Here is a 25,376-nt window from a genome sequence, read left to right on the forward strand (position 1 = left end):
GCCGATCATGAACACTGGGACACCGGCCGGGCCTCCATGGGTGATCCGCAATCGCCCGTTTCCTCCCTGATCCCCTTCCACGATTCGTGATCCGTTCGTCACCGGGTGTCATACAGGTCACGGCGCCGCCGTCAGACCTTGTTGCAGATCCGGCACTGTGCTGGAATCACTGCCACCGCCGCGAGTTCCCACCCGGCGCACACGGGCGCGACGGACGTCACGTGGGCGAGGAGAGGGGAACGGCGCCGGTGACTCACGACCACCACTGGGGGGCGTCTCGCACCCCCACGACGCCGACACCGTCCTGCCGCACCCGGCGGGACGCCTGGTCCAGAGGTTGCGACGCTAGTGCAGGGACGTTCTCAGAGGGATAGCAGTGCCGCGGCGGAGCAGGAGCCCCGCGGCGCGACCGAACGCGGCTCCTCGGCCCAGCACACCCAGAGCAGGAACACGGCCGGCCCCGCGGGGGAGAACGAGCGCGTGGCGCGCCCTGGCGCCGCGGCCGACGCCGGGCCGCAGCGGCCGCCCGCTCCCACCCCGGACGCCGGCTCCCGAATAGCCCTGCGCAACTGGCGCATCAGCACACGCCTGGTCTCCCTGCTCGCGCTGCCCGTGGTCGCCGCCACCACGCTGGGCGCCCTGCGGATCGACGACTCGGTCAACGACATCCGCCAGCTCGACCACATGCAGCTGCTGACGGAGATGACCAAGGAGGCGACCAACCTCGCCGCCCAGCTCCAGGCGGAGCGCGACCAGGAGGCGGGCCCGCTCAGCCACGGCGTCTCCCCCAACGACCTCAGCATCAAGCAGCTGCGCACCCAGACCGACCGGGCGAGCAAGTCGTTCCTCGACGCGACCAACCAGATCGGCAACACCGACAGCGGCGACGACACGCTCAACAGCATCCGCGCCAACGTCAACCAGATCGCCACCCAGGTCCAGCAGATCAGCGACCTGCGCAGCAACGCCTACGCGACGGGCTCGTCCTCGCTGACGGTCGACTCGTACGACCAGCTGGTCACCTCGCTGCTGAGCCTGTCGCAGGACATGGCGCAGGCGACCAACAACCCGGACATGATCAAGCGGACCCGCGCGCTCGCCGCGTTCTCGTCCGCCAAGGAGTACGCCTCCATCCAGCGCGCGATCATCGCCGCCGCGCTGCCCGCCGACCCCAACAAGCACGTCGGCCACCTGAACAACTCCGACCGCCTCTACGGCAACGCGGCCGCGAAGAAGGAGCAGAACGAGCTCACCACGTTCCGCTCCCTCTACGAGTCGATGGGCGGCAACGCCGAGGAGCTGATGGCGCCCCTGGAGGGCGAGGGCAGCCCCGAGATCCAGGCGGCGCAGGACTACGAGAACCGGGTGCTCGGCGGTCCCGACGGCCTGGCGAACCAGCCCAACCGCAGCTACGAGGACTGGATCGACCAGGCTTCGGTCCGCATCAACACGATGAAGACCATCGAGTCCACGCTGCTCGGCCAGATGGAGACCAAGGCGACCCAGCTGCGCGAGCAGTCCCAGCGCGACGCCATCATCAACGGCGCGCTGATCCTGCTGGTCCTCGGCGTCTCGCTGATCGGCGCCTTCATCGTGGCGCGGTCCATGATCCGCTCGCTGCGGCGGCTCCAGGACACCGCCACCAAGGTCGCCAAGGACCGGCTGCCCGAGCTGGTCAAGGAGCTCTCCGAGTCCGACCCGCAGGACGTCGACACCTCCGTCGAGTCCGTCGGCGTCCACTCGCGCGACGAGATCGGCCAGGTGGCCGCGGCCTTCGACCACGTGCACCGCGAGGCGGTGCGGCTCGCCGCGGAGCAGGCCCTCCTGCGGGGCAACGTCAACGCGATGTTCACCAACCTCTCGCGCCGCAGCCAGGGCCTCATCCAGCGGCAGCTCTCGCTCATCTCCGAGCTGGAGTCCCGCGAGGCCGACCCCGACCAGCTCTCCTCGCTGTTCAAGCTCGACCACCTCGCGACCCGTATGCGCCGCAACGGCGAGAACCTGCTGGTCCTCGCGGGCGAGGAGCCGGGCCGCCGGTGGACCCGCCCGGTGCCGCTCGTCGACGTGCTGCGCGCCGCCGCGTCCGAGGTGGAGCAGTACGAGCGCATCGAACTGGCCGCCGTGCCCGCGACCGAGGTCGCGGGGCGCGTCGTCAACGACCTCGTCCACCTGCTCGCCGAGCTGCTGGAGAACGCCACCTCGTTCTCCTCCCCGCAGACCAAGGTCCGCGTCACCGGTCACGCGCTGCCGGACGGGCGCGTGCTGGTGGAGATCCACGACACCGGCATCGGCCTGTCCCCCGAGGACCTGGCGGCGATCAACGAGCGGCTCGCCGCGCCGCCGACCGTGGACGTCTCCGTCTCCCGCCGCATGGGCCTGTTCGTGGTCGGCCGCCTCTCGCTGCGCCACGGCATCCGCATCCAGCTGCGGCCCTCGGACTCCGGCGGCACGACGGCCCTCGTCATGCTGCCCGTCGACGTCGCCCACGGCGGCAAGAAGGCGCCCGGCAAGCTCGGCGGCGCGGGCGGCCAGGCACCCGCCGCCCCGGCCGCCCGCCTGACCAGCGGCCCCGGCGCCGCGTCCGCGGGCGGCGGCAAGCCCGGCCTCGGTGCGGGCCCTGGCGGCGGCCTTGCGGGCCTCAACACCGGCGGCAACCGGCTCGCCGCAGGGGCGGGCGCCGGCGGCGCACCGCCGCGCGCGGCGCTGCCCGAGCGGGACACGAACCGGCAGGCCAGGCCCGAAGGCACCCCGCAGGGCGGCGGCCAGGGCCGCGGCGCGGAGTCCGCCAGCCTCTTCGCCCAGAACGCGTTCGGCGCGGGCCCAGGGCCCGACGCCGCGGCCGGCCAGGAGCGGCCGGGCCGGGGCGGCGACCAGGGCCCCGCCACCGCGCAGATGCCCGCCATCGGCAGCGGGCCCCGCCCCGAGGCCGCCGGATTCGGCAGCGGCGGACAGCGCCGGGGCGCCGGCGACCAGAGCCGCGGACTGCCCGTGCGCGACGACGTGTTCGGCGGGTCGCCCAGGGCCCCGCAGCCGGGTTCCGACGATCGGGCGCCCGCACGCGGCGGCTTCAGCGGCCAGGCCCAGAACGCCTTCGCCCCGCAGGGCGACCGGCAGGGGCCCGGCGACGACCGCAGGCTGCCGCCGCCCGGCGCCCCGCGCGCCGAACTGCCCGGCGGCTCGCGCGACGGCAGCCGCCAGCCGGAGCGGCTGCCGCTCAGCCCCTCCCTCGACGCGCCGCGCGGCCACGAGGAGCCGGAGGCCGACCGGTTCGCCGGGCCGCGTGCCGGGCAGGCACCGCGCCGTGACGACCGGCAGGACCCCGCCGCCACGGCCGAGTTCGCCAGGCCAGGCCTCGACGTGCGGCGGCCGGGCGCCGAGGTGCCGCGGCAGGGACCGCAGGACCCGGCGGCCACCGGCCAGTTCGCCAGGCCCGAGCTGAACGGCCCGCGCCCCGAGTACGACACCAGCGGCGGGTACGCCGCGCAGCGGGGCCCGGAGGACCGTGCCCCGGCGGCCGGCGGCTACCAGGGCGCCGGGTACTCCTCGTACGACACCGGGCAGCACCCGGTGCAGGGCCAGGGCGCCGGCGGGTACGGCACGGACCGGGGTCCCGCGCAGGGCCCCGGGTACGACACGGGCCGGCAGCCGGCGCAGAACAACTCGCCGTACGACACCGGCGGCCACCCCGTGCAGGGCCGGGGCGGCAACGCCCCGTACGACACGGGCCGCGGCCAGGTCCAGGACACCGGGCAGCACCCGGTGTACGACCCCTCCACGCAGTCCGGCTACGACGCGACCGGGCAGCTGCCCGCGTACGGCGGCGGCCAGGGCCAGGGCCAGGGCCGGCAGTACGCCCCGCAGCAGGGCTACCCGCAGCAGCAGAACCGCCAGGGCGGTGTCCCGCCGCAGGACCGGCGCCCGCAGCAGGAGGCGCTGCCCCCGGCCACCGGCCCGGGCGACGGCAGGACCCCGCTGTACGACACGCTGGAGACGAACTGGTTCAGCGGCGGCCAGGGCGGCGCGCGCGGCAGCGCCGGGCAGGACGCGGCGGGCGGCCAGGACTACCCGCAGCAGCAGCCGGACGCGGGGCGTCCCGCGATGCCGCGCCGTGAGCCGGGCTCGGGCCTGGGCGGCGGCCCGGTACCCGCCGACGACCCGCTGTTCGGCCCGATCCCGACGTCGGGCGGCCAGGGCGGTCCCGCGCCCTCGCCCACCGGGCCCGCGCCGAACTCGGCGTGGCGCGCCTCGCCCAACGACGAACTGGTGCGGCAGGCCGAGCGGGTGCGCAAGCCCGCCGCCGGCGGCATCACCACGTCCGGTCTGCCCCGCCGGGTCCCGCGCGCCAATCTGGTGCCGGGGACCGCGCAGGAGCAGGGCACACAGACCGGCCCGCAGGTGTCCCGCGCACCGGCGGACGTCCGGGGCCGGCTGACCAACCTCCGCCGGGGAATCCAGCAGGGCCGCAGCGCCGGCGCCGGCGGCACCAACGGCGGCGGGTTCAACTTCGGCCCCTCTCACCAGCAGGAGCGTCCGTGAGTCCGATGAGTCAGGCTGCGCAGAACCTGAACTGGTTGATCACGAACTTCGTGGACAACACCCCCGGGGTGTCCCACACGGTCGTGGTCTCCGCCGACGGGTTGCTGCTCGCCATGTCGGAAGGGTTCCCACGGGACCGGGCCGACCAGCTCGCCGCCGTCGCGTCAGGGCTCACCTCGCTCACCGCGGGGGCGTCCCGGATCTTCGAGGGGGGCCCGGTCAACCAGACCGTGGTCGAGATGGAACGCGGCTTCCTCTTCCTGATGTCCGTCTCCGACGGCTCGTCGCTCGCCGTGCTCGCGCACCCCGAGTGCGACATCGGCCTCGTGGGGTACGAGATGGCGCTCCTCGTCGACCGCGCCGGCACGGTCCTCACCCCGGACCTGCGGGCCGAGCTGCAGGGGAGCCTGCTGCACTGAGTCCCGCCCCGGAACCGCCCCAGCTCACCAACCGTCAGGCCGCCGAGCCCGCCCCCCACCGGCCATACAGACGGCACGCAGACATCTTGCTGTCACGCCCGGAGGATTCATGACCCCGCCCACCGCCTCTCACGATCCGTACGGCGCCTCGGTGGACGCCAGTTACGGACCTGAGGGTGACCAGCCGCTGGTACGTCCGTACGCGATGACCGGCGGCCGCACCAGGCCCCGGTACCAACTCGCCATCGAGGCGCTGGTCAGCACGACGGCGGACCCCGCCCACCTGGCGACGCTGCTCCCCGAGCACCAGCGGATCTGCCACCTGTGCCGCGAGGTCAAGTCCGTGGCCGAGGTGTCGGCGCTGCTGACCATGCCGCTCGGCGTGGCGCGCATCCTCGTCGCCGACCTGGCGGAGGCGGGCATGGTCGCCATCCACCAGCCGGGCAACGGCGAAGCGGGCGGCGCCCCCGACGTGACACTGCTCGAAAGGGTGCTCAGTGGACTTCGCAAGCTCTAGCGGCGGCCCCGGCTCCGCGAGATCGACCACCAGCGCGAAGATCGTGGTGGCGGGCGGATTCGGCGTGGGCAAGACCACGTTCGTCGGCGCCGTCTCGGAGATCAACCCGCTGCGTACCGAAGCCGTCATGACCAGCGCCTCCGCAGGCATCGACGACCTCACCCACACCGGAGACAAGACCACCACCACCGTGGCCATGGACTTCGGACGCATCACCCTCGACCAGGACCTCATCCTCTACCTCTTCGGCACCCCAGGACAGGACCGCTTCTGGTTCATGTGGGACGACCTCGTACGCGGCGCCATCGGCGCCATCGTCCTCGTCGACACCCGCCGCCTCGCCGACTGCTTCCCCGCAGTCGACTACTTCGAAAACTCAGGACTCCCCTTCGTCATCGCCCTCAACGGCTTCGACGGACACCAGCCCTACACACCGGAAGAAGTACGCGAAGCACTCCAGATCGGCCCCGACACCCCCATCATCACCACCGACGCCCGCCACCGCGCAGACGCCAAAAGCGGACTCATCACCCTCGTCGAACACGCCCTCATGGCACGGCTCAAATAGCGCTTCTCCCACGGCATTCGCGGGAGGCGGAGCAGGGCGGTGGGCTGTGTCTTCGGACACGGCCCACCGACGACGTTCATAACGTTTCGACAGAGAATTCGCCCTGGTCGGACACGCGTTGCGGTCAACCGGTCTCCCTGCGCTCACCACCTTCCCGCTTTTTGGCGGAACTCGCCCCTTACGCCCGCTTTATCTCAGGCTTGGATCACTCGGAATGGCTGATTCCCGCTGTTTGGAACACAGCCGTGGCACATGCTGGAATTCGACGGCTCCCGAGTGGTTGCGTTACGGCCCCGAAACGAGACACGGCACAGCGCAGGTGCCGCCGCCGAGAGGTTGTTGGTCCAGTGAGGCGAAGCAGGACGAGCTCCGCTAAGGAGGCACGGGACGCCGCCCCGTCGCCGCGCGCGGCGGTGCCGGAAAGCTCCGCCCCCGTGGCCGCGCGCGGCAGCCGAAGCCGCCTCGCCCCGCGCAACTGGCGGGTGCCCACCCGCCTCAACGCCATCCTCCTGCTGCCCGTGCTCGTCGGCCTCGTGATGGGCGGCTTCCAGGTCAAAGGGTCCGTGGACACCTGGCACGAGGCGCAGGACGCCGAGCGCACCGCGAAGGTCGTACGGGCCGCGTCCGACTACGGCCAGGCCCTGCTGAACGAGCGCGACCTGACCGCGCAGCCGCTGCTCGCCGGCGACCGCGACGACCCGGTGGTCGCACGCACCAGGAACGCCACCGACCAGGCGCGGAAGAAGTTCGACGCCGCCGTGCGGCAGATGCCGCACGACCCGCGCCTCCAGCGGCGCCTGAGCCTCTTCCGGGCCGTGGAGCCCAAGCTCGGCCCGCTGCGCAAGGCGGCCTACACCAGCGCGATCGAGACACCCGACAAGGCGGCCGGCCACGGCGGCCCCGTGGCCACGCAGGAGGGGTACGTCCAGGTCCAGCACGCCCTGATGGAGTTCTCCAACGAACTGGGCCTCGGCACCGGCAACGTCACCAGCTACGGCCGCACCCTGTACGCGATCCAGCTGGCCAAGGCCGCCGAGTCGCTCCAGCGTTCCATCGGCACGGAACTGCTGGTGCGGCCCAACCCGAAGCCGGACATCCACGCGGGGCAGCTGGTGGCGCTCAACTCGTACGCCTACCTCGAAGGCATTTCCATCGAGGAGTACGAGTCGGGCGGCACGGCGGCCGACACGGCCCGCCTCACCGACGTGATGAAGAAGGCCGCGGCGAAGGCCCCGCCGAAGGGTTCGGCGCCCGCCGACGTGACTCCCCCGGCCGGCGCGGGCAGTTCGGCGCTCGGCGGCATGGTCGCGGCGATCGGCTCGGGGCAGAGCCCCGAGAAGCTCAAGTCCGAGGGCATCACACCCGAGACCTGGTCGGCGGCGGCCACCGCCACGTTCGACGGCTACACCACCATCGAGCGCGGCCTCGTCGACAAGGCCGTGACCGACGCGGGGAACGTCGCCTCACACGCCCGCAGGACCGCGATCGTCAACGGCGCGGGCGTCCTGCTCGCCCTGCTGCTCGCCTTCCTCCTGGCCGGCCTGATGGCGCGGCAGATGAGCCGCGCCATGCGCACCCTGCGCACCGCCGCGTTCGGGGTGGCCGAGCAGCGGCTGCCGATGATGGTCGACCAGCTCTCGCGCACCGAGCCGACCGCGCACCCGGACCTGCTCGCCACCCGGGTCCCGCCGATACCGATCGACTCGCGCGACGAGATAGGCGAGGTCGCCCGCGCCTTCGACCAGGTGCACAGGGAGGCCGTGCGGCTCGCGGCCGAGCAGGCCATGCTGCGGGGGAACGTCAACGCCATCTTCACCAACCTCTCGCGGCGCAACCAGTCGCTGATCGAGGGCCAGCTCACCCTCATCACGGAGCTGGAGAACCACGAGAGCGAGCCGGAACAGCTGGAGAACCTCTTCAAGCTGGACCACCTCGCGACCCGGATGCGCCGCAACGGCGAGAACCTGCTGGTGCTCGCGGGCGAGGAGCCCGGCCACCGGTGGAACCAGCCGGTGCCGCTCGTGGACGTGCTGCGCGCGGCGGCCTCCGAGGTCGAGTCGTACGAGCGGATCGAGCTCGCGGGCGTGCCCGAGACGGAGATCCACGGCCAGGCCGTCACCGACCTGGTGCACCTGCTGGCGGAGCTGCTGGAGAACGCGACGACGTTCTCCTCCCCGCAGACCAGGGTGCGGGTCACCGCGACGCGGCTGCCGGACACCCGGCTGATGATCGAGATCCACGACAGGGGCATCGGCCTGACCGCCGAGGACTTCGCGGACATCAACCACAAGCTCGCCAACCCGCCGACCGTGGACGTCGCCGTCTCCCAGCGCATGGGCCTGTTCGTGGTCGGCCGCCTGGCCGCACGGCACGGCATACGGGTCCAGCTCAGGCCCTCGGGCGAGCAGGCGGGCACCACCTCGCTGGTGATGCTGCCCGACGCCATCACCCACGGCGGCGGGGGCGAGGCCCCCGCCGCCGACGAGGGCTTCACCGTCTCGGGGATCATCCCCGAGCAGCCCGCCGCGCTCACCCAGGGCCCGGCCTCCGACGGCGGCCCGATGCTCACCGCCGCCGACCTCGGCTTCGACGACTCGCGCTACGAGAGGGGCGCCGCCACGGAGGCCCGCACCCTCGACCCGGTCAACCGCACACTCCTGCGCGACCAGCGGCGCGCCGCCCTCGAACCCAGGCAGGAGAGCGCCGGGGCGCTCGCGCCGGGCGCCCGGGACGGCGACGGCGGCCTCCGGACCCCCGGCGTCCCGTTCCAGGGGGACGCGGACGCCTTCCAGGACCAGCAGTCCGGGGCGTACGGGCAGCAGGGCTACCAGGGCCCCTACCAGCCGCAGGACCTCTACCAGCAGCAGAGCTACGGGCCACAGCAGGCACAGGACCCGTACGGCGACGGGCGGCCCTACCCGGCCGCGGCGGACGGCCAGGGCTATGCCGGACCCCAGCAGGGCGCCGCGTACGGCGACTACGCGCAGGGGGGCTACCCGCAGGAGGCGGCGGGTCCCGCGGCCCGTGCTTATCCGGCCGGAGCACCCGCGGCGTATCCGGCGGCCGGAGCACCCGCGCCCCATCCCCCGGCGGAGGCGCCCGCGGTCTTCGAACCGACCGGACAGAGCCTGCCGTACCCGGCCGCGACCGCCTGGGACGGCCCCCGATCGGGCGCTGATCCGGAAGCTGGCTACGGGGGGCGGGACGACGCCGGTCCCGGTCTTGACGGCGGCTTCGGCACCCCGCCCCAGCAGGGCGTGTGGACGGACGTCAACGGCTACCAGGATCCGTCCCGGGACCGGCCGGAAGCAGAATCGGAATCCCGGGACGACGCTGACGGGAGCGGGTCGCAGCCGATAGGCTTCGAGCGGTCGGGCCCCGGGCCCTCGCCGAGCACCAGCCACACGCTGACCGAGGCGGGCCTGCCGCGCCGCGGCACCGCCAAGGCCCGGCACAACCGGGCGATCCCCGCCGGGGGCCAGGAGACGGGCAGTGCGGGACAGGTCCCGCGGACGGCCTCCGATGGGCACAATGGAAGCGGCGGGGTTGACGGCCGGGAGGAACCGCCCTCGGCCAACGACGAGCGCTTCCGCAGGGCGGGCAAACTGCGCGAGCCGAAGGCCGGCGGGGTCACCGCGTCGGGGCTGCCGAGGCGGGTGCCGAAGGCCAATCTGGTCGAGGGCTCCGCGGAGCAGACCCCGCAGGAGGGCCCGCAGGTCTCCCGGGCTCCCGAGGACGTGCGCGGCAGGCTGAGCAACCTGCGCAGCGGCGTCCAGCGGGGCCGCAGCGCGGGAGCGGACACGAACAGACCGGGCCACGGTCCGGGCAGTACCTACAACCAGGAGCGTTAGTGTGAGCCCGATGAGCCAGGCGGCGCAGAATCTCAACTGGTTGATCACCAATTTCGTGGACAACACCCCCGGGGTGTCCCACACCGTGGTGGTCTCCGCCGACGGACTCCTGCTGGCCATGTCCGAGGGCTTCCCGCGGGACCGCGCGGACCAGCTCGCCGCCGTGGCGTCCGGACTGACCTCGCTCACCGCGGGGGCGTCCCGGATCTTCGAGGGGGGTGCCGTCAACCAGACCGTCGTGGAGATGGAGCGCGGCTTCCTCTTCATCATGTCCATCTCCGACGGCTCCTCGCTCGCCGTGCTCGCGCACCCCGAGGCCGACATCGGCCTGGTCGGGTACGAGATGGCGCTCCTCGTCGACCGCGCAGGCACAGTACTCACACCGGACCTTCGCGCCGAACTCCAAGGAAGTCTTCTCAACTGACAGACAGTGCGCTTGACGCCACCGCACCATTAGGGTGCGGTGGCGCGGCTCCGCAGCGATGCGGGGGCCGGCAGCCGGCAGTCGGAGGAGGAAAAGTGGCGACACCCCCAGACGGGTACCCCTATGACGGGTCCCGGCGGTACCCCGGTGACCCAGGTCCGCGGCACTCGGGACCTGGCGCCGCGGCGGCGGGTGGCTCCCCCGACGGCATGCCGTACCGGGGGGTGCACCGGAGCGGCGCGCAGCCCGGCGGCGCGCAGCCCGGCGGCACGTACCCGGGGGTGCACCCGAGCGGCGCGCAGCCCGGCGGCACGTACCAGGGCGGTGGATACCCCGGCGGCCCCTACCCGCAGGGCCCCTCCTACCCGGGCCCGGCGCGCCGGGGCGGCCAGCTGGGCCATTCGGGTGACACCTCCGGCGGCCCCTTCCAGGGCGGCCCCGCCGAGCAGGGCCCGTACGGGCCCCCGCGCATCCAGCCGGTCGCCCCCCGGCGCGCGCCCGAGCCCACCAGGGAGCCCACGGGCCCGCACAACCCGCTGGTGCGTCCGTACGCGATGACCGGCGGCCGTACCAGGCCCCGGTACCAGCTCGCCATGGAGGCACTGGTCAGTACTACGGCAGAACCGTCGTCGCTGCACGGGCAGTTGCCCGAGCACCAGCGGATCTGCCGGCTCTGCTTCGAGGTCAAGTCGGTCGCCGAGATCTCGGCGCTGCTCTCGATTCCCCTCGGCGTCACCCGGATCCTCGTCGCCGACCTGGCGGAGGCCGGACTCGTCGCCATCCATCAGCCCGGCGGTGACGAGTCCGCCGGCGGCCAACCAGATGTGACACTGCTCGAAAGGGTGCTCAGTGGACTTCGCAAGCTCTAGCGGCGCAGCGACCGCCCGCTCAACCACCAGCGCGAAGATCGTGGTGGCGGGCGGATTCGGCGTGGGCAAGACCACGTTCGTCGGCGCCGTCTCGGAGATCAACCCGCTGCGTACCGAAGCCGTCATGACCAGCGCCTCCGCAGGCATCGACGACCTCACCCACACCGGAGACAAGACCACCACCACCGTGGCCATGGACTTCGGACGCATCACCCTCGACCAGGACCTCATCCTCTACCTCTTCGGCACCCCAGGACAGGACCGCTTCTGGTTCATGTGGGACGACCTCGTACGCGGCGCCATCGGCGCCATCGTCCTCGTCGACACCCGCCGCCTCGCCGACTGCTTCCCCGCAGTCGACTACTTCGAAAACTCAGGACTCCCCTTCGTCATCGCCCTCAACGGCTTCGACGGACACCAGCCCTACACACCGGAAGAAGTACGCGAAGCACTCCAGATCGGCCCCGACACCCCCATCATCACCACCGACGCCCGCCACCGCGCAGACGCCAAAAGCGGACTCATCACCCTCGTCGAACACGCCCTCATGGCACGGCTGCGCTGACGGCGGCGCCTTCGACGAGGTGAGCTGAGCGACGCGAAAGGGCCCCGCACTCCGAGGAGTACGGGGCCCTTCGCGCGGGCGGGGCCTGCGCGTCGCCGCGCGGTCCCGTGCTCAGCCCTGCCAGCTGTGCGGGGCGCGGAAGCCCGGCGTGCGCTCAAGGCGGCGCCAGCCGGCGACGGAGCGGCCGCGCGCGGCGGGGGCCGCCGCGCCGGTCGCCGAGGCGCGGGCGAGCAGGACGGCCGTGATGGCGGCCAGTTCCTCGGCGTCGGCCCTGCCCTTCTCCACGCGGAGCAGGGAGGCGGCCGAGACGGTGGGGGCTGTGGTGGTTTCACTCATGGGTCGGTCTCTCCGTGGGTCGGTCGCCGGCGTCACTGCGGGGGGTTGCCGTGCTTGCGGCTCGGCAGGTCCGCGTGCTTGGCGCGCAGCATCGCGAGGGCGCTCACCAGGACCTCGCGGGTCTCCGCGGGGTCGATGACGTCGTCCACGAGGCCGCGCTCGGCCGCGTAGTAGGGGTGCATCAGCTCGGCCTTGTACTCCTTGACCATGCGGGAGCGCATGGCCTCGGGGTCCTCGGCGTCGGCGATCTGGCGGCGGAAGATGACGTTGGCCGCGCCCTCGGCGCCCATGACGGCGATCTCGTTGGTGGGCCAGGCGTAGGTCAGGTCGGCGCCGATGGACTGGGAGTCCATGACGATGTACGCGCCGCCGTACGCCTTGCGCAGGATCACGGAGATCCGCGGGACGGTGGCGTTGCAGTAGGCGTACAGCAGCTTGGCGCCGTGCCGGATGATGCCGCCGTGCTCCTGGTCGACGCCGGGCAGGAAGCCGGGGACGTCGAGCAGGGTGATGATCGGGATGTTGAAGGCGTCGCACATCTGGACGAAGCGTGCGGCCTTCTCGGACGCCTCGATGTCGAGCACCCCGGCCAGGGACTGCGGCTGGTTGGCGACGATGCCGACGACCTGTCCGTCCATCCGGGTGAGCGCGCAGATGATGTTGGTGGCCCAGCGCTCGTGGACTTCGAGGAAGTCGCCGTCGTCGACGAGTTCCTCGATGACCTTGCGCATGTCGTACGGGCGGTTGCCGTCGACGGGCACGAGGTCGAGCAGCGACTCGGCGCGGCGGTCGGCCGGGTCGCCGGTCTCGGCGGCCGGGGGGTTCTCGCGGTTGTTCTGCGGCAGCAGCGACAGGAGGTAGCGCACCTCCGCGATGCAGGTCTCCTCGTCGTCGTACGCGAAGTGGCAGACGCCGGAGGTCTCCGCGTGGACGTCGGCGCCGCCGAGGCCGTTCTGGGTGATGTTCTCGCCGGTGACGGCCTTGACCACGTCGGGGCCCGTGATGAACATCTGCGAGGTGTCGCGGACCATGAAGACGAAGTCCGTGAGCGCGGGGCTGTAGGCGGCGCCGCCCGCGCACGGGCCGAGCATCACGCTGATCTGCGGGATGACGCCGGAGGCGCGGGTGTTGCGCTGGAAGATGCCCCCGTATCCGGCGAGGGCGGAGACACCCTCCTGGATGCGGGCGCCGGCGCCGTCGTTCAGGGACACCAGGGGCGCGCCCGCGGTGATGGCCATGTCCATGATCTTGTGGATCTTGGCGGCGTGGGCCTCGCCGAGCGCGCCGCCGAAGATGCGGAAGTCGTGTGCGTAGACGAAGACCGTGCGGCCCTCGACCGTGCCCCAGCCGGTGACGACGCCGTCGGTGTACGGCTTCTTCTCCTCCAGGCCGAACCCGGTGGCCCGGTGCCTGCGCAGCTGCTCGACCTCCCGGAACGACCCCTCGTCGAGCAGCAGCGCGATGCGCTCGTGCGCCGTCAGCTTGCCCTTGGCGTGCTGTGCCTCGGTGGCCCGGTCGCTGGGCCCCCGCCGGGCGCGCTCGCGCAGCGCCCGCAGTTCCGCGACGCGCCCCCTGGCATCGGCGGGCTCGCCAGGGATCTCCTCCACTACGGTCATGTACCAACCCTACGAACGGTGCCGCCCGAGCGCGCCGTGGGTTCCTCACAGTCTCGCCCGCTGTTTCCTGGTGGAGCCGGACAGAAGTGCGGCGGACGCGTGGCGACCGGACAGCGACGCGCCCGCCCCGGTTGTGCGTTTCCCATAGTCGCGGCCGAGTCGCACCCCACTTCACCGATGTGGTTGAAGTTTGAACGAGATCGCCCTACAGTGGGCCGTGCGGCAGTTCCTTGAATCTTAAAAGGAATCGCCCGTTCCCACCACTCAAGGAGACAGTCATGGCACTCTTCGGCCGCAGGTCCTCCCCCACGTCCGACACCCAGGCCCCGGCCACCGCCACGGTCGACCCGGAACTCGCCGCGCTCAGCGGCACCTACGTGCTGGACCCCGCGCACACCGAGATCGGCTTCAGCGTCCGGCACGCCATGGTCACCAACGTGCGCGGCCACTTCGGCGAGCACGAGGGCACCCTCGTCATCGACGGCGCCGATCCCGCGAACTCCACCGCCCTCATCGAGGTCTCGATGGCGTCCGTGGACACCGGCGCCCCCGACCGCGACGGCCACCTGCGCACGGGCGACTTCTTCGACGTGGAGAACTTCCCCACGATGACGTTCCGCTCGACGCACGCCGAGGAGCGCGGCGGCGACGCGTACCGGGTCGTGGGCGACCTCACCATCAAGGGCGTGACCAGGCCGCTCACCATCGACCTGGAGTTCAACGGCTCCGCCACCGACCCGTTCGGCAACCAGCGCATCGGGTTCGAGGGCACCGCCGAACTGCTGCGCTCCGACTGGGGGCTGACCTACAACGCCGCGCTGGAGACCGGCGGCGTGCTCGTCGGCGACAAGGTCAAGCTCGTCTTCGACATCTCCGCCATCCGCCAGGCCCCGACCGCCTGAGCCCGCGGTGGCCGAGGGGCGCGCGGGGCCGCGGCGGCCCCGCGCGCACACGGCGGCAGGCCCGGCCGCGCCGCCTCAGAAGCCGCCGCCGAACCCGCCGTCCCCACCGCCGCCGAATCCCCCGCCGTCGCCGAAGCCGCCGCCCCCGAAGTCGCCCGGGTCGAAGTCGGCGCCGGTGACGTCGCCGCCGACGTCTCCGCCGTAGCTGCCGTCCGCCGCGTACGCGGGCCCGGTCAGGGCGGAGCCGAGCAGGGTGCCGAAGAGGAGCCCCGGCAGCAGGCCGCCACCGAAGTAGCCGCCCGCCCAGGGGCCGTAGACCGGCCCGGCCTCCCAGTAGGGACGCCTGCCGTAGACCGTGTCGACGGTGCGTCCCGCGGGCTGCCCGCCGTCGTCGAGGCGTGCCCCGTCGGCCGCGCAGACCGGCACCGAGCGGGGCACCCCGCCAGGCGGCGTCCACTCCTCGTCCCGTACGGACGGGCCGTGGCGCGGGTCGAAGAAGCACGGCGGCCGCCGCTCGGGCAGCGGCTCGCCGCCTCGGCGGGCCGCGAGCGACGCGAGCGCGAACCTGCCGTCCTCAAGCGCCGAGGTCACCTTCCGCACGTCGTCGGGGTGGCGCGCCGCCGCCATGTCCGCCTTCGCGGTCTCGTAGGCGTCGAGCCCGCGGGCGTAGTCCGCCCGCATGGCGTCGTCTGCGCCGGGCTCGCCGGGGCGGAAGTCGAGCCGGTCGAGCTCCTCGCCGAACGCCGTGATGTCCTCGTCCACGACGACGCGCAGCCGTTCGAGCGCCTCACGCTCCTGGGAGATCCGCCGGGCGCGGGTGCGGCGCGAGACGGTGTAGACGCCGGCCGCGCCCGCGACGGCCACGGCGCCGAGCACCACGAGCGCGGTCGCGGAGCCTGGCCCGCCGCCGCCCGAGTCGCCGTGCCAGGACGCGGGCGCGCTGCCGCGCAGCTGCGGGAGCGCCTGGTCGACGAAGGTGTCGAGCTGGGTGGCGGCGGAGACGGGGCCGCCCGCCTTGGCCGCCGAGGTCAGGTGGGAGACCGCCTGACGGGACAGGACGGAGGAGTCGGCGCCCGCGTTGAAGCCGGAGCCGAGGCGGATCGCGTACAGGCCGCCGATGCCGGTGTCGGTGCGCACGGTCCGCAGGACGCTGTCCCGCGGGAAGTCGGCGGAGTTGGGCAGTACGGCGACGAACAGCGGCTTGTCCGCCTTCTTGATCTTGTCGGCGAGCGCGTTGGCCTGCGCACCGGAGAGCTGGTCCGAGGCCCGCGGGTCGACGTAGACGGGGCCGCCCTTGAAAGCGGCGGCCACGGTCCCCGGCCCGGTGGCGGCCTCCGCGGCGGGGGCGGCGACGAAGGCGGCCGCCGATCCGGCGAGCAGCACTCCGGCGATGGTGGTCGTACGCCTGTGACCCATACCACCACTTTACCCCTTTTGTACCAATACATGGCGTGAGCGGACGACGGCCCCGCGCCCCCGCGCCCCGGCCGCGCCCCGCCGGTTCAGGGCGCGGAGCGGCGCACCACGAGCTCGGTCGGCAGGACGACGGGCCCGTCCGGCGCTGGGGCGCCCGCGAGGTGGTCGAGGAGCATCCGGGCCGCGGTCTCCCCGAGCAGCCCCGCGGGCTGGCGGACCGTGGTGAGCGGGGGCTCGGTGTGCCGGGCCATCGGCAGGTCGTCGAAGCCGATCACGGCGACGTCCTCCGGCACGGAGCGGCCCGCGGCGCGCAGGGCCCGCAGCGCACCCGCGGCGGTGAGGTCGTTGTGGGCGAAGACCGCGTCGAACACGGTGCCCGCGGCGAGGGCGCGCCGGACCGCCCTGCTGCCGGACTCCTCGCCGAAGTCGCCCGGCGCGACGTGGTGTTCCGGCAGGACCTCGGTGAAGCCGCGCAACCGGTCCTGTACGCAGGGGAAGTGGCCAGGACCGGTGATGACGAGGGGCCGGGTGCGGCCCGCCGCCCGCAGGTGGCGCGCGGCGGACGCGGCGCCCTCGTGGTTGGTCGTCACCACCGAGGGGAAGGCCGGGTGGCGGCCCCGGTCGTCGATGAGGACGACGGGGAGCCCTTCGCGGTGCAGGGCGCCGATGGTGTCGAGGGTGTTCTCCGGCTCGACGACGAGGAGCCCGTCGAAGGCGCGGGCCGACACCTGCTCGGTGAACCGCCGGGCCGACTCGGCGCCGCGGTTGCACGTGTAGAGGAGCAGCCCGTATCCGCGCGCCTCGACGGTGTCCACCACTCCCTGGAGGACCTCGGCGATCCAGGACCAGGTGAGCGAGGGGACCAGCATGCCGAGCGTGCGGCTCGTCCCCCTGGCGAGGCCGACGGCGCCGGAGCTCGGCACGTACCCGAGGCGGCCGATGATGGCGCGCACGCGGGCGGCCGTCGCCCTGTCGACTTCACTTCTGGTATTGATGACGCGCGAAACGGTCGTCTTGCTCACGCCGGCCTCGCGTGCGACGTCCGCCATCGTCACCCGCACGCTGACCTCCCGCTTCCCGCGCCGCAGACGAGAGCGGCCGGTACCGCAACCGGTTCCGGAACCGGTACCGGCGCTGGCGTCGAAGTCAACCGCCGACCGGGCGCGCCGTCAACACTTCACGCGGAGATTGGTCCGCACCTTTGTTACACAGGAGCTCGGCCGCAGGTCAGAACGGCAGCCGGGCACACGGGCGTTCACGGGCTGAACGCGGCACCTCTTGACGGGAGTGCGGGGGCGCAGTTCACTCACGCCGCACCCTCCATCGGTCCCCCACCTCAGTGTCGAGAAGGGCAGCCCCCATGCAGAGAACGTCCGGCCCCGGTCGGCGGCTCGCGAGCGTCGCGCTCGCGGGCACGCTGGCCACCGTGGGCCTCACCGGTCTCGCCGCCGCGCCGGCCCAGGCCGCGAACGAGCAGGTGAACATCACCCTCACCAGCACCGACGACTCCGGCGGCCGGCATGTCACCCGCGGCCTCCAGCAGCAGACCCCGGTCTCCTTCCAGTCGGGGACGGGCGGCAGCGGCACCAACATCACCGTCGACGAGAACACCAAGTACCAGAAGTTCACCGGCGCGGGCGCGTCCTTCACGGACACCGCGGCGTGGCTGATGAACTCCAGCGGCGCGCTCTCCCAGGCGACCCGCACCGACGTGATGAACAAGCTGTTCTCGCCCACGAACGGCATCGGCGTCAGCTTCCTGCGCAACCCGATGGGCGCCTCCGACCTGGCGCGCAACAGCTACACGTACGACGACGGCGCGGCCGACCCGAGCCTGTCGCGGTTCTCGCTCGCGCACGACCAGGCCGACGTGATCCCGCTGACCAAGCAGGCGGGGCAGCTCAACCCGGCGCTGACGGTGATGGCCTCGCCGTGGACGGCCCCGCCGTGGATGAAGGACAACAACAGCTACAACCAGGGCTGGCTCCAGTCGCAGTACTACGGCGCCTACGCCCAGTACTTCGTGAAGTACATCCAGGGCTACCAGGCCGCCGGGATACCGGTCGACTACGTCTCCGAGCAGAACGAGCCGACGGTCGGCGCGGACTACCCGGGGATGAACTGGAACGGCTCGGGCCTCGCGTACTTCGCCAAGAACGACCTGCTGCCCGCGCTCCAGGGCGCCGGGCTGAAGACCAAGGTCCTCGCGCTGGACTGGAACCCGGACTCGTACCAGTCGTTCGCCGCGCCCAGCGTGGACGACGCCGCGATCCGCAACCACCCGAACTTCGGCGGCATCGCCTACCACGGCTACACGGGCCACATCGACGTGCAGACGACGGTGCACAACCAGTACCCGGACGTGCCCGCGTTCGACACCGAGCACTCCGGCGGCACGTGGATCGGCAACCAGCAGAACGAGGACATGAACAACCTCGTCGACTACTTCCGCAACTGGGGCCAGAGCTGGGTGAAGTGGTCGCTCGCCGTGGACCAGAACATGGGTCCGCACAACGGCGGCTGCGGCACCTGCACCGGGCTCGTCACCGTCCACAACGACGGCAGCGGCCAGGTCGACTACACCGTCGAGTACTACACGATGGGCCAGCTCACCAAGTTCGTGAAGCCGGGCGCCACCCGGATCGACTCGACCGCGTCCGGCTCGCTGCCGAACGTGGCCTTCCAGAACCCCGACGGGTCCAAGGCGCTCGTCGCCTACAACGGCTCGGGCTCGGCCCAGCAGGTCCGCGTCAACTGGGGCGGGGAGAACTTCTCCTACTCCGTCCCCGCGCACACGTCCGCCACCTTCACGTGGTCGGGCACCCAGGCAGGTGGTCCGTCCGCGAAGACGGGCACCTTTCACGGCCTCGCGGGAAAGTGCCTGGACGCCGCGGGAGCGAACAGCGCCAACGGGACGGCCGTAGACCTCTACGACTGCAACGGCACCGCCGCGCAGCAGTGGTCGGTCGGCTCGGACGGCACGGTCAAGGCGCTCGGCAAGTGCCTCGACGTCAGCGCGGCATCCACCGCGAACGGGGCCAAGGTGCAGCTCTACGACTGCAACGGCACGGGGGCGCAGCAGTGGCGGGTCGAGGCGGCGGGCGACGTCGTCAACACCGCGGCGGACAAGTGCCTCGACGTGACCGGCCAGTCGTCGGCCAACTCCACTCCGGTGCAGCTGTGGTCGTGCACGGGCGCGGCCAACCAGAAGTGGACCTTCCAGTAGGACCGGGCGGGGGATCCCCGCGACGAAGGCCGCGGGCCGGGGCGTGCGCGCCCCGGCCCGCGCGGCCGGTCAGTCCCCGGCCGGCTCGACCCCGGCCCGCAGCAGCCCGTAGGTGTACGCGTCGACCAGGGCGTACCAGGACGCCGCGATCACGTTCTCGCCGACGCCGACGGTGGACCACTCGGCGCCGCCGTCCGAGGTGGTGATCAGCACGCGCGTGATGGACTCGGTGCCCTGCCTGCCCTCCAGGATGCGGACCTTGTAGTCGGCGAGCCGGAACCCCGCGAGCTGCGGGTAGATCCGTTCGAGACCGAGGCGCAGGGCGAGGTCGAGGGCGTTGACGGGGCCGTTGCCCTCGGCGGTGGCGACGATCCGCTCGCCCTTGGCCCACAGCTTGACGGTGGCCTCGTTGGCGTGGCTGCCGTCGGGGCGGTCCTCGATGATCGCCCGCCAGGACTCCGTGCGGAAGTACGCCACCGGGCGCCCGCCGACCTCGGCGCGCAGCATCAGCTCGAAGGAGGCGTCGGCCGCCTCGTACGTGTAGCCCTGCAGCTCGCGCTCCTTGACCCCGGCGACCACCCGGCCGACCAGGTCGCGGTCGCCGCTGAGGTCGAATCCCAGCTCCTTGCCCTTCAGCTCGACGGAGGCGCGGCCGGCCATGTCGGAGACGAGCATCCGCATGGTGTTGCCGACGACCTCGGGGTCGATGTGCTGGTAGAGGTCCGGGTCGACCTTGATCGCCGAGGCGTGCAGGCCGCCCTTGTGCGCGAAGGCCGAGACGCCGACGTACGGCTGGTGGGTGGAGGGGGCGAGGTTGACGACCTCGGCGATGGCGTGCGAGATCCTGGTCATCTCGGCGAGCGCGCCGTCCGGCAGGACCCGCCGGCGGTACTTGAGCTCAAGTGCTGCGACCACGGGGAAGAGGTTGCAGTTGCCGACCCGCTCGCCGTAGCCGTTGGCCGTGCACTGCACGTGGGTGGCGCCCGCGTCGACGGCGGCGAAGGTGTTGGCGACCGCGCACCCCGAGTCGTCCTGGGCGTGGATGCCGAGCCGTGCCCCGGTCGCGGCGAGCACCTCGGCCACCACCGTGTGGACCTGTGCGGGCAGCATTCCGCCGTTGGTGTCGCAGAGCACGACCACGTCGGCGCCGGCCTCCGCGGCGGTGCGGACCACGGAGAGCGCGTAGCCGGGGTTGGCGCGGTAGCCGTCGAAGAAGTGCTCGCAGTCCACGAACACCCGCCGGCCCTGCCCACGCAGGTACGACACGGTGTCCCTGACCATCTCCAGGTTCTCCTCCAGGGTGGTGCGCAGCGCCAGCTCGACGTGCCGGTCGTGCGCCTTGGCGACCAGCGTCACCACCGGGGCCCCGGAGTCGACGAGCCCCTTGACCTGCGGATCCTCCGCGGCCGTGCCGCCGGCCTTGCGGGTCGAGCCGAAGGCGACGAGCTGGGCGTGCTGGAAGTCGATCTCCTCGCGGGCGCGCTGGAAGAACTCCGTGTCCCGCGGGTTGGCGCCCGGCCACCCGCCCTCGATGAACCCCACCCCGAACTCGTCCAGGTAGCGGGCGACGGCCAGCTTGTCCGCCACGGTGAGGTTGATGCCCTCGCGCTGCGCACCGTCGCGCAGCGTCGTGTCGAAGACGTGGAAACTGTCGTCGGGTGCGGTGGCGTGCGTGGTCATGCGGGTTGCTCCTGGTCTCAGTGGCGTGGAAGCCGCCGGAAAACGAAAAGACCCCTCGCGGATGCGAGAGGTCTGCGCGCGGGTCGTGGCACGGGTGCCGCCGCGTACGTCGGGGTACGGGACGGTCAGCGTGGACCGGCGCGCCTGCTGCCGATAATGATGGCGAACGAGAGCACGGTCCGATTCTGGCACGGCTCAGCGCCGGTGGACCGGGTGTCTCACGATGCGGGCGCTCGCAGGGTCTGGCCGAGGAATTCGCGCACGTGGGCGAGGGCGTCCGCGCGGCCGGTGCCGGGCAGCCCGACCACCACGTGGATGCTCAGGCCGTCGAGCATGGCGCGCAGCCTGGTGGCGTACCTGTCGGGGTCCACCGGGCGGAACTCGCCCCGGGAGATCCCCTCGGCGAGCAGTGCCACCAGGTCGCGGTGCCAGGCGCCCTCGATGGCGGCCTGCCGGTCACGGGCGTCGTCCGGCGCGTTCTGCGAGCTGTTCCACACCTCGAGCCAGAGCGTCCAGTGCGGGTCGCGGTGGCCGTCGGGCAGGTAGAGGGCGACATAGCCGTCGAGCCGCTCCGCCGCGCTCTGCCGGCGCGAGAGCAGGGCGCTGCGCTCGGCGCCGAGCCGGCCCTCGCTCCACTCCAGGGTGCGCAGCAGCAGCTCGTCCTTGGTGCGGAAGTAGTAGAGGAGGTGGCCGCTGCTCATGCCGACCTCGCGGCCGAGCCCCGCCATGGTCAGCGCGTCGAGGCCGTGCTCGGCGATGGTGTCCATGGCGGCGGCGAGCACGTCCTCGCGCGGCGGAGCGGTGTGGCGGCGGCGCGGCGACACGGTCATCCGTACGTTGTACCCGATGCGCGGCGGCCCGCCCTGCTCAGGGCAGCGGCTGCTGCTGGGTGACGCAGTGGATGCCGCCGCCGGCCGCGAAGACCGTACGCGCGTCGACCTGGACGACCTCGCGGCCGGGGAAGAGGCGGCGGAAGACGGCGGCGGCCTCGGCGTCGCGCGGGTCGTCGAAGGCGCACAGCACCACGCCCCCGTTGCACAGGTAGTGGTTGATGTACGAGTGGTCGACCCAGGCGCCGTCCTCGGTGAGCCGGGTCGGGGCGGGCACCTCGACCACGTCGAGCCTGCGACCGCGCGCGTCGGTCGCGGCGCGCAGCAGTTCCACGATCCGCGCGCACGGCTCGTGGTCGGGGTGGGCGGGGTCGGGCTGGGTGTGCGCGACGACGACGCCGGGCGCGGCGAAGGCGGCGACGATGTCGACGTGGCCGCGGGTGCCGTAGCGGCCGTAGTCCGCGGTCAGCCCGCGCGGCAGCCAGACGGCCTTGGTGGTGCCGAGCCTCGCGTGCACCTCGGCCTCGACGCGCTCCCTGGTCCAGCCGGGGTTGCGCTCGGGGCCGAGCTGCACGGTCTCGGTGAGCAGGACGGTGCCCTCGCCGTCGACGTGCAGGCCGCCGCCCTCGTTGACCAGGGGTGAGGGGTGGACGGGGACGCCCGCGAGGTCGGCGACGTGGGCGGCGATCTTCGCGTCGTGCTCCCAGCGCGCCCACTCCTGGGCGCCCCACCCGTTGAACGTCCAGTCGACGGCGGCGAGCCGGCGCCCGTCGCTGACGAAGGTGGGCCCGATGTCGCGCATCCACGCGTCGTCGAGCTCCCGCTCCGCCACGTCGATGTCCGGGCCGAGGAGCGCGCGGGCCCGGGCCGCGGCGCCGGGGCCCGCGACGACGGTGACCGGTTCGAACCGGCGTACGGCGTGGGCCACTTCGGCCCAGGCGGCCTCGGCGGCTGCGAGCCGCCGCGGGGTGTCGAAGGTGGGGTTGGGGCCGGGCCAGGCCATCCAGGTGCGCTCGTGCGGGGCCCATTCGGGCGGCATGCGGAACACGGCTGTCCTCACAGAAGGGCGGTGATGGCGGGGAGCGGCCGCTCCCCGCGACGGCGGAGGGGTGTCGGAGGCACTCAGAGAAAGTAGAGGCGGTTGAGGGGCACGGACTCGACGGGCTCTGCGCGCACCGGGTCGCCGTCGAGGGTGACGCGGCCGGTCGACGCGTCGACCCGTACCTCGCCCGTGCGGGTGTTGCGTACCAGGTCGGCGGGGCCGATGCCGCGGGTGCCGCGCACGGCGACGCGGCGGCGGCGCGTCGGCATCAGGTCGGCGCCGAGCGCGGCTGCCGCGCCGGAGACGAACGCGACGGACAGGTCGGCGGGGGCGGCGCCGTGCGCGCCGAACTGCGGCCCGAGCACGAGCGGCTGGCAGTCGTCGGTGGCCGCGTTCGGGTCGCCGGTGACGCCGTACGCGGGAAAGCCCGACTTCAGTACGAGCTGCGGCTTGGCGCCGAAGGAGCCCGGCTGCCACAGCACGATGTCGGCGAGCTTGCCCGCTTCGAGGGAGCCGACCTCGTGGGCCAGGCCGTGCGCGATGGCCGGGTTGACGGTGAGCTTGGCGATGTAGCGCAGGACGCGCGCGTTGTCGTCGCCGTCCCCGTCGCCCTCGGCGGGGCCGCGGGCGGCCTTCATGGCGGCGGCCGTCGCGAAGGTGCGGCGCACGGTCTCGCCCGCGCGGCCCATGCCCTGGGCGTCGGACGAGGTGATGCCGATGGCGCCGACGTCGTGGAGCACGTCCTCGGCACCCATGGTGCCCGCCCTGATCCGGTCGCGGGCGAGCGCCGCGTCGCCCGGCAGGTCGGGCTTGAGGCCGTGGACGGAGACGATCATGCCGTAGTGCTCGGCGACGGCGTCCCGGCCGAACGGCAGGGTGGGGTTGGTGGAGGACCCGATGACGTTCGGGACGCCCGCCATGCGCAGCACGTTGGGCACGTGGCCGCCGCCGCAGCCCTCGATGTGGAAGGCGTGGATGGTCCTGCCCGCCAGCACGGCGAGGGTGTCCTCGACGGTCAGGCACTCGTTCAGCCCGTCGCTGTGCAGGGCCACCTGGACGTCGTGCTCCTCGGCGACGCGCAGCGCGGTGTCGAGGGCGCGGGTGTGGGCGCCCATGTCCTCGTGGACCTTGAAGCCACAGGCGCCGCCCTCGGCGAGCGCCTCCACGAGGGGCGCCGGCTCGGAGGACGAACCGCGGGCCAGGAAGCCGATGTTGACGGGCCAGGCGTCGAAGGCGCCGAAGGCGTGGCGCAGCGCCCAGGGCGAGTTGACGCCGACACCCCAGACCGGGCCGAACTCCTGGCCGACGACGGTGGTGACGCCGGAGGCGAGGGACGCCTCCAGGACGCGCGGGGAGAGCAGGTGGACATGGGTGTCGACGGCGCCAGCGGTGGCGATCAGGCCCTCGCCCGGGACGATGGTGGTGCCGGTGCCGACGACCACGTCCACGCCGTCGAGGGTGTCGGGGTTGCCCGCCCTGCCGAGCGCCGCGATCCGGCCGTCGCGGATGCCGATGGACGCCTTCCTGATGCCGGCGACCGCGTCGATCACCAGCACGTTGCTGATGACGACGTCGCAGGTGTCGCGGACGGCGGCGGCCTTCAGGTGCAGGCCGTCGCGCGCGGTCTTGCCGAAGCCCGCGAGGAACTCGTCCCCGGGGCGCTGGGAGTCGGACTCCACGCGGACGACGAGCCCGCTGTCGCCGAGCCGTATCCGGTCGCCCGCGCGGGGGCCGTGCACGGCCGCGTACTCGTCGGGGTCCATGGGGCTCATCCGCCGTCCTCCGCCGTGGTGTTCGGTCGCTCCGGCCCGTGCCCCGGCGCCGGTCCGGGGGCGTGCGCGCCGAGGTAGCCGCAGGCCGCGGCGCGGCGCAGGGCCTCGTCCCGCGCGCCGGGGGCGTCGAGCGGGCCGTCGACGAGGCCCGCGAAGCCGATCGCGATCCGGTCGCCGCCGACCGGCAGCAGGCCGACCTGCTCGGTGGCGCCCGGCGCGAAGCGCACGGAGGAGCCCGCGGGGACGGCGAGGCGCATCCCGTAAGCGGCCGAACGGTCGAAGTCCAGGCGCGGGTTGGCCTCGAAGAAGTGGAAGTGGGAGGTGACGCTGACCGGTACGGCGGCCGTGTTGCGCACGGCCACGGTGCGTGCGGGGGCCTGCCCCGGGTGTGGCGGCGCGGGCAGCAGCGCGCCCGGCGCGGTGCGCGCCGGGTCGCCGTCGCCGCCGATCGGGTCGTGGACGACGGCGAGCCGCGAGCCGTCCTCGAAGACGGCCTCCACATGGATCTCGGTGACGAGTTCCGCGACGCCGGGCAGCACGTCGCCCGGGCCGAGCACGGCGCGCCCCGCCTCGACCGCCTCGGCGAGCCAGAGCCCGTCGCGGGCCGCCTCGCAGACGGTGTCGGCGATCAGCGCGGTGGCCTCGGGGACGTTGAGCCGCAGGCCGCGCGCCCTGCGGGCCCTGGCGAGACAGGCGGCGTCGAACAGCAGCAGCCGGTCACGCTCCGTCGGGGTGAGTCGCATCGGGCCACACCTCCCTTTCGAGCAACACTCTAACCAGAGAAATCCACGGACGTCATGTGTCGGA

General features: G+C 73.0%; 19 protein-coding genes. 10 read left to right on the forward strand and 9 right to left on the reverse strand.

Going from position 1 to position 25,376, the window contains the following annotated elements; genetic code table 11:
• Window positions 1–348: 348 nt before the first annotated feature.
• From ABEA77_RS23315 to ABEA77_RS23350, 8 genes are all read left to right on the forward strand, one after another.
• A complete protein-coding gene (locus tag ABEA77_RS23315) occupies window positions 349–4,536 on the forward strand; it encodes a sensor histidine kinase (protein WP_345650903.1) in 4,188 nt (1,395 codons plus the stop codon).
• Between the two features lie 5 nt (window positions 4,537–4,541).
• On the forward strand, window positions 4,542–4,955 hold the full coding sequence (locus tag ABEA77_RS23320; protein ID WP_030351794.1) for a roadblock/LC7 domain-containing protein: 414 nt from the start codon (window positions 4,542–4,544) through the stop codon (window positions 4,953–4,955).
• Window positions 4,956–5,064: 109 nt separating this feature from the next.
• The gene (locus ABEA77_RS23325; protein ID WP_030910606.1) at window positions 5,065–5,472 is read left to right on the forward strand and encodes a DUF742 domain-containing protein; all 408 of its coding nucleotides are present in this window, start codon (window positions 5,065–5,067) and stop codon (window positions 5,470–5,472) included.
• Entirely contained in the window at window positions 5,453–6,040 is a 588-nt protein-coding gene (locus ABEA77_RS23330) for a GTP-binding protein (protein WP_345650943.1), read from the forward strand. The genes ABEA77_RS23325 and ABEA77_RS23330 overlap by 20 nt, the downstream gene beginning before the upstream one ends.
• Window positions 6,041–6,387: 347 nt before the next feature.
• Window positions 6,388–9,891, forward strand: a complete 3,504-nt coding sequence (locus tag ABEA77_RS23335) for a sensor histidine kinase (RefSeq protein ID WP_425588368.1) — start codon at window positions 6,388–6,390, stop codon at window positions 9,889–9,891.
• A 10-nt stretch (window positions 9,892–9,901) separates the two neighbouring features.
• Window positions 9,902–10,315, forward strand: a complete 414-nt coding sequence (locus ABEA77_RS23340; RefSeq protein WP_026057603.1) for a roadblock/LC7 domain-containing protein — start codon at window positions 9,902–9,904, stop codon at window positions 10,313–10,315.
• A gap of 95 nt (window positions 10,316–10,410) precedes the next feature.
• The gene (locus tag ABEA77_RS23345; protein WP_345650948.1) at window positions 10,411–11,184 is read left to right on the forward strand and encodes a DUF742 domain-containing protein; all 774 of its coding nucleotides are present in this window, start codon (window positions 10,411–10,413) and stop codon (window positions 11,182–11,184) included.
• Complete coding sequence (locus ABEA77_RS23350) at window positions 11,165–11,749, forward strand: GTP-binding protein (RefSeq protein ID WP_225012907.1); 585 nt, start codon at window positions 11,165–11,167, stop codon at window positions 11,747–11,749. Before ABEA77_RS23345 ends, ABEA77_RS23350 begins: the two co-directional genes overlap by 20 nt.
• A 111-nt stretch (window positions 11,750–11,860) precedes the next feature.
• On the opposite strand, the gene ABEA77_RS23355 is transcribed toward ABEA77_RS23350, so the two are convergent.
• Window positions 11,861–12,085, reverse strand: coding sequence for an acyl-CoA carboxylase subunit epsilon (locus ABEA77_RS23355; protein WP_345650956.1), 225 nt, complete (start codon window positions 12,083–12,085; stop codon window positions 11,861–11,863).
• 32 nt (window positions 12,086–12,117) lie between these two features.
• Window positions 12,118–13,701 carry an acyl-CoA carboxylase subunit beta gene (locus tag ABEA77_RS23360; RefSeq protein WP_345650959.1) on the reverse strand — a complete coding sequence of 528 codons (1,584 nt, stop codon included), beginning with the start codon at window positions 13,699–13,701 and terminating at the stop codon, window positions 12,118–12,120.
• Window positions 13,702–13,979: 278 nt separating this feature from the next.
• Here ABEA77_RS23360 and ABEA77_RS23365 point away from each other — a divergent pair, with 278 nt between their 5' ends.
• Window positions 13,980–14,603: a YceI family protein gene (locus tag ABEA77_RS23365; protein WP_345650962.1), complete on the forward strand. Its 624-nt coding sequence runs from the start codon at window positions 13,980–13,982 to the stop codon at window positions 14,601–14,603.
• A 75-nt stretch (window positions 14,604–14,678) separates the two neighbouring features.
• On the opposite strand, the gene ABEA77_RS23370 is transcribed toward ABEA77_RS23365, so the two are convergent.
• Both ABEA77_RS23370 and ABEA77_RS23375 read right to left on the reverse strand, forming a co-directional pair.
• Entirely contained in the window at window positions 14,679–16,019 is a 1,341-nt protein-coding gene (locus ABEA77_RS23370) for a hypothetical protein (protein ID WP_345650965.1), read from the reverse strand.
• 86 nt (window positions 16,020–16,105) lie between these two features.
• Window positions 16,106–17,080, reverse strand: a complete 975-nt coding sequence (locus ABEA77_RS23375; protein ID WP_345650968.1) for a LacI family DNA-binding transcriptional regulator — start codon at window positions 17,078–17,080, stop codon at window positions 16,106–16,108.
• A 299-nt stretch (window positions 17,081–17,379) separates the two neighbouring features.
• On the opposite strand from ABEA77_RS23375, the gene ABEA77_RS23380 reads away from it, so the two are divergent.
• Window positions 17,380–19,245, forward strand: coding sequence for a ricin-type beta-trefoil lectin domain protein (locus ABEA77_RS23380; RefSeq protein WP_345650971.1), 1,866 nt, complete (start codon window positions 17,380–17,382; stop codon window positions 19,243–19,245).
• 69 nt (window positions 19,246–19,314) lie between these two features.
• Here the strand turns inward: ABEA77_RS23380 and cimA are convergent, their stop codons facing one another.
• The 5 genes from cimA to ureA form a co-directional block, all read right to left on the reverse strand.
• The gene (gene cimA, locus ABEA77_RS23385; protein ID WP_345650973.1) at window positions 19,315–20,925 is read right to left on the reverse strand and encodes a citramalate synthase; all 1,611 of its coding nucleotides are present in this window, start codon (window positions 20,923–20,925) and stop codon (window positions 19,315–19,317) included.
• Window positions 20,926–21,143: 218 nt separating this feature from the next.
• A complete protein-coding gene (locus ABEA77_RS23390) occupies window positions 21,144–21,755 on the reverse strand; it encodes a TetR/AcrR family transcriptional regulator (RefSeq protein ID WP_345650976.1) in 612 nt (203 codons plus the stop codon).
• A gap of 37 nt (window positions 21,756–21,792) precedes the next feature.
• A complete protein-coding gene (locus tag ABEA77_RS23395; RefSeq protein ID WP_345650978.1) occupies window positions 21,793–22,794 on the reverse strand; it encodes an agmatine deiminase family protein in 1,002 nt (333 codons plus the stop codon).
• 83 nt (window positions 22,795–22,877) lie between these two features.
• Window positions 22,878–24,560 (reverse strand): urease subunit alpha, encoded by a 1,683-nt coding sequence (locus ABEA77_RS23400; RefSeq protein ID WP_345651027.1) that lies wholly within the window; start codon window positions 24,558–24,560, stop codon window positions 22,878–22,880.
• 5 nt (window positions 24,561–24,565) lie between these two features.
• Window positions 24,566–25,312: an urease subunit gamma gene (gene ureA, locus ABEA77_RS23405; RefSeq protein WP_345650981.1), complete on the reverse strand. Its 747-nt coding sequence runs from the start codon at window positions 25,310–25,312 to the stop codon at window positions 24,566–24,568.
• Window positions 25,313–25,376: the final 64 nt, after the last annotated feature.

It is taken from the genome of Streptomyces tremellae (genome assembly GCF_039540215.1).
Classification (GTDB): Bacteria; Actinomycetota; Actinomycetes; order Streptomycetales; family Streptomycetaceae; genus Streptomyces; species Streptomyces tremellae.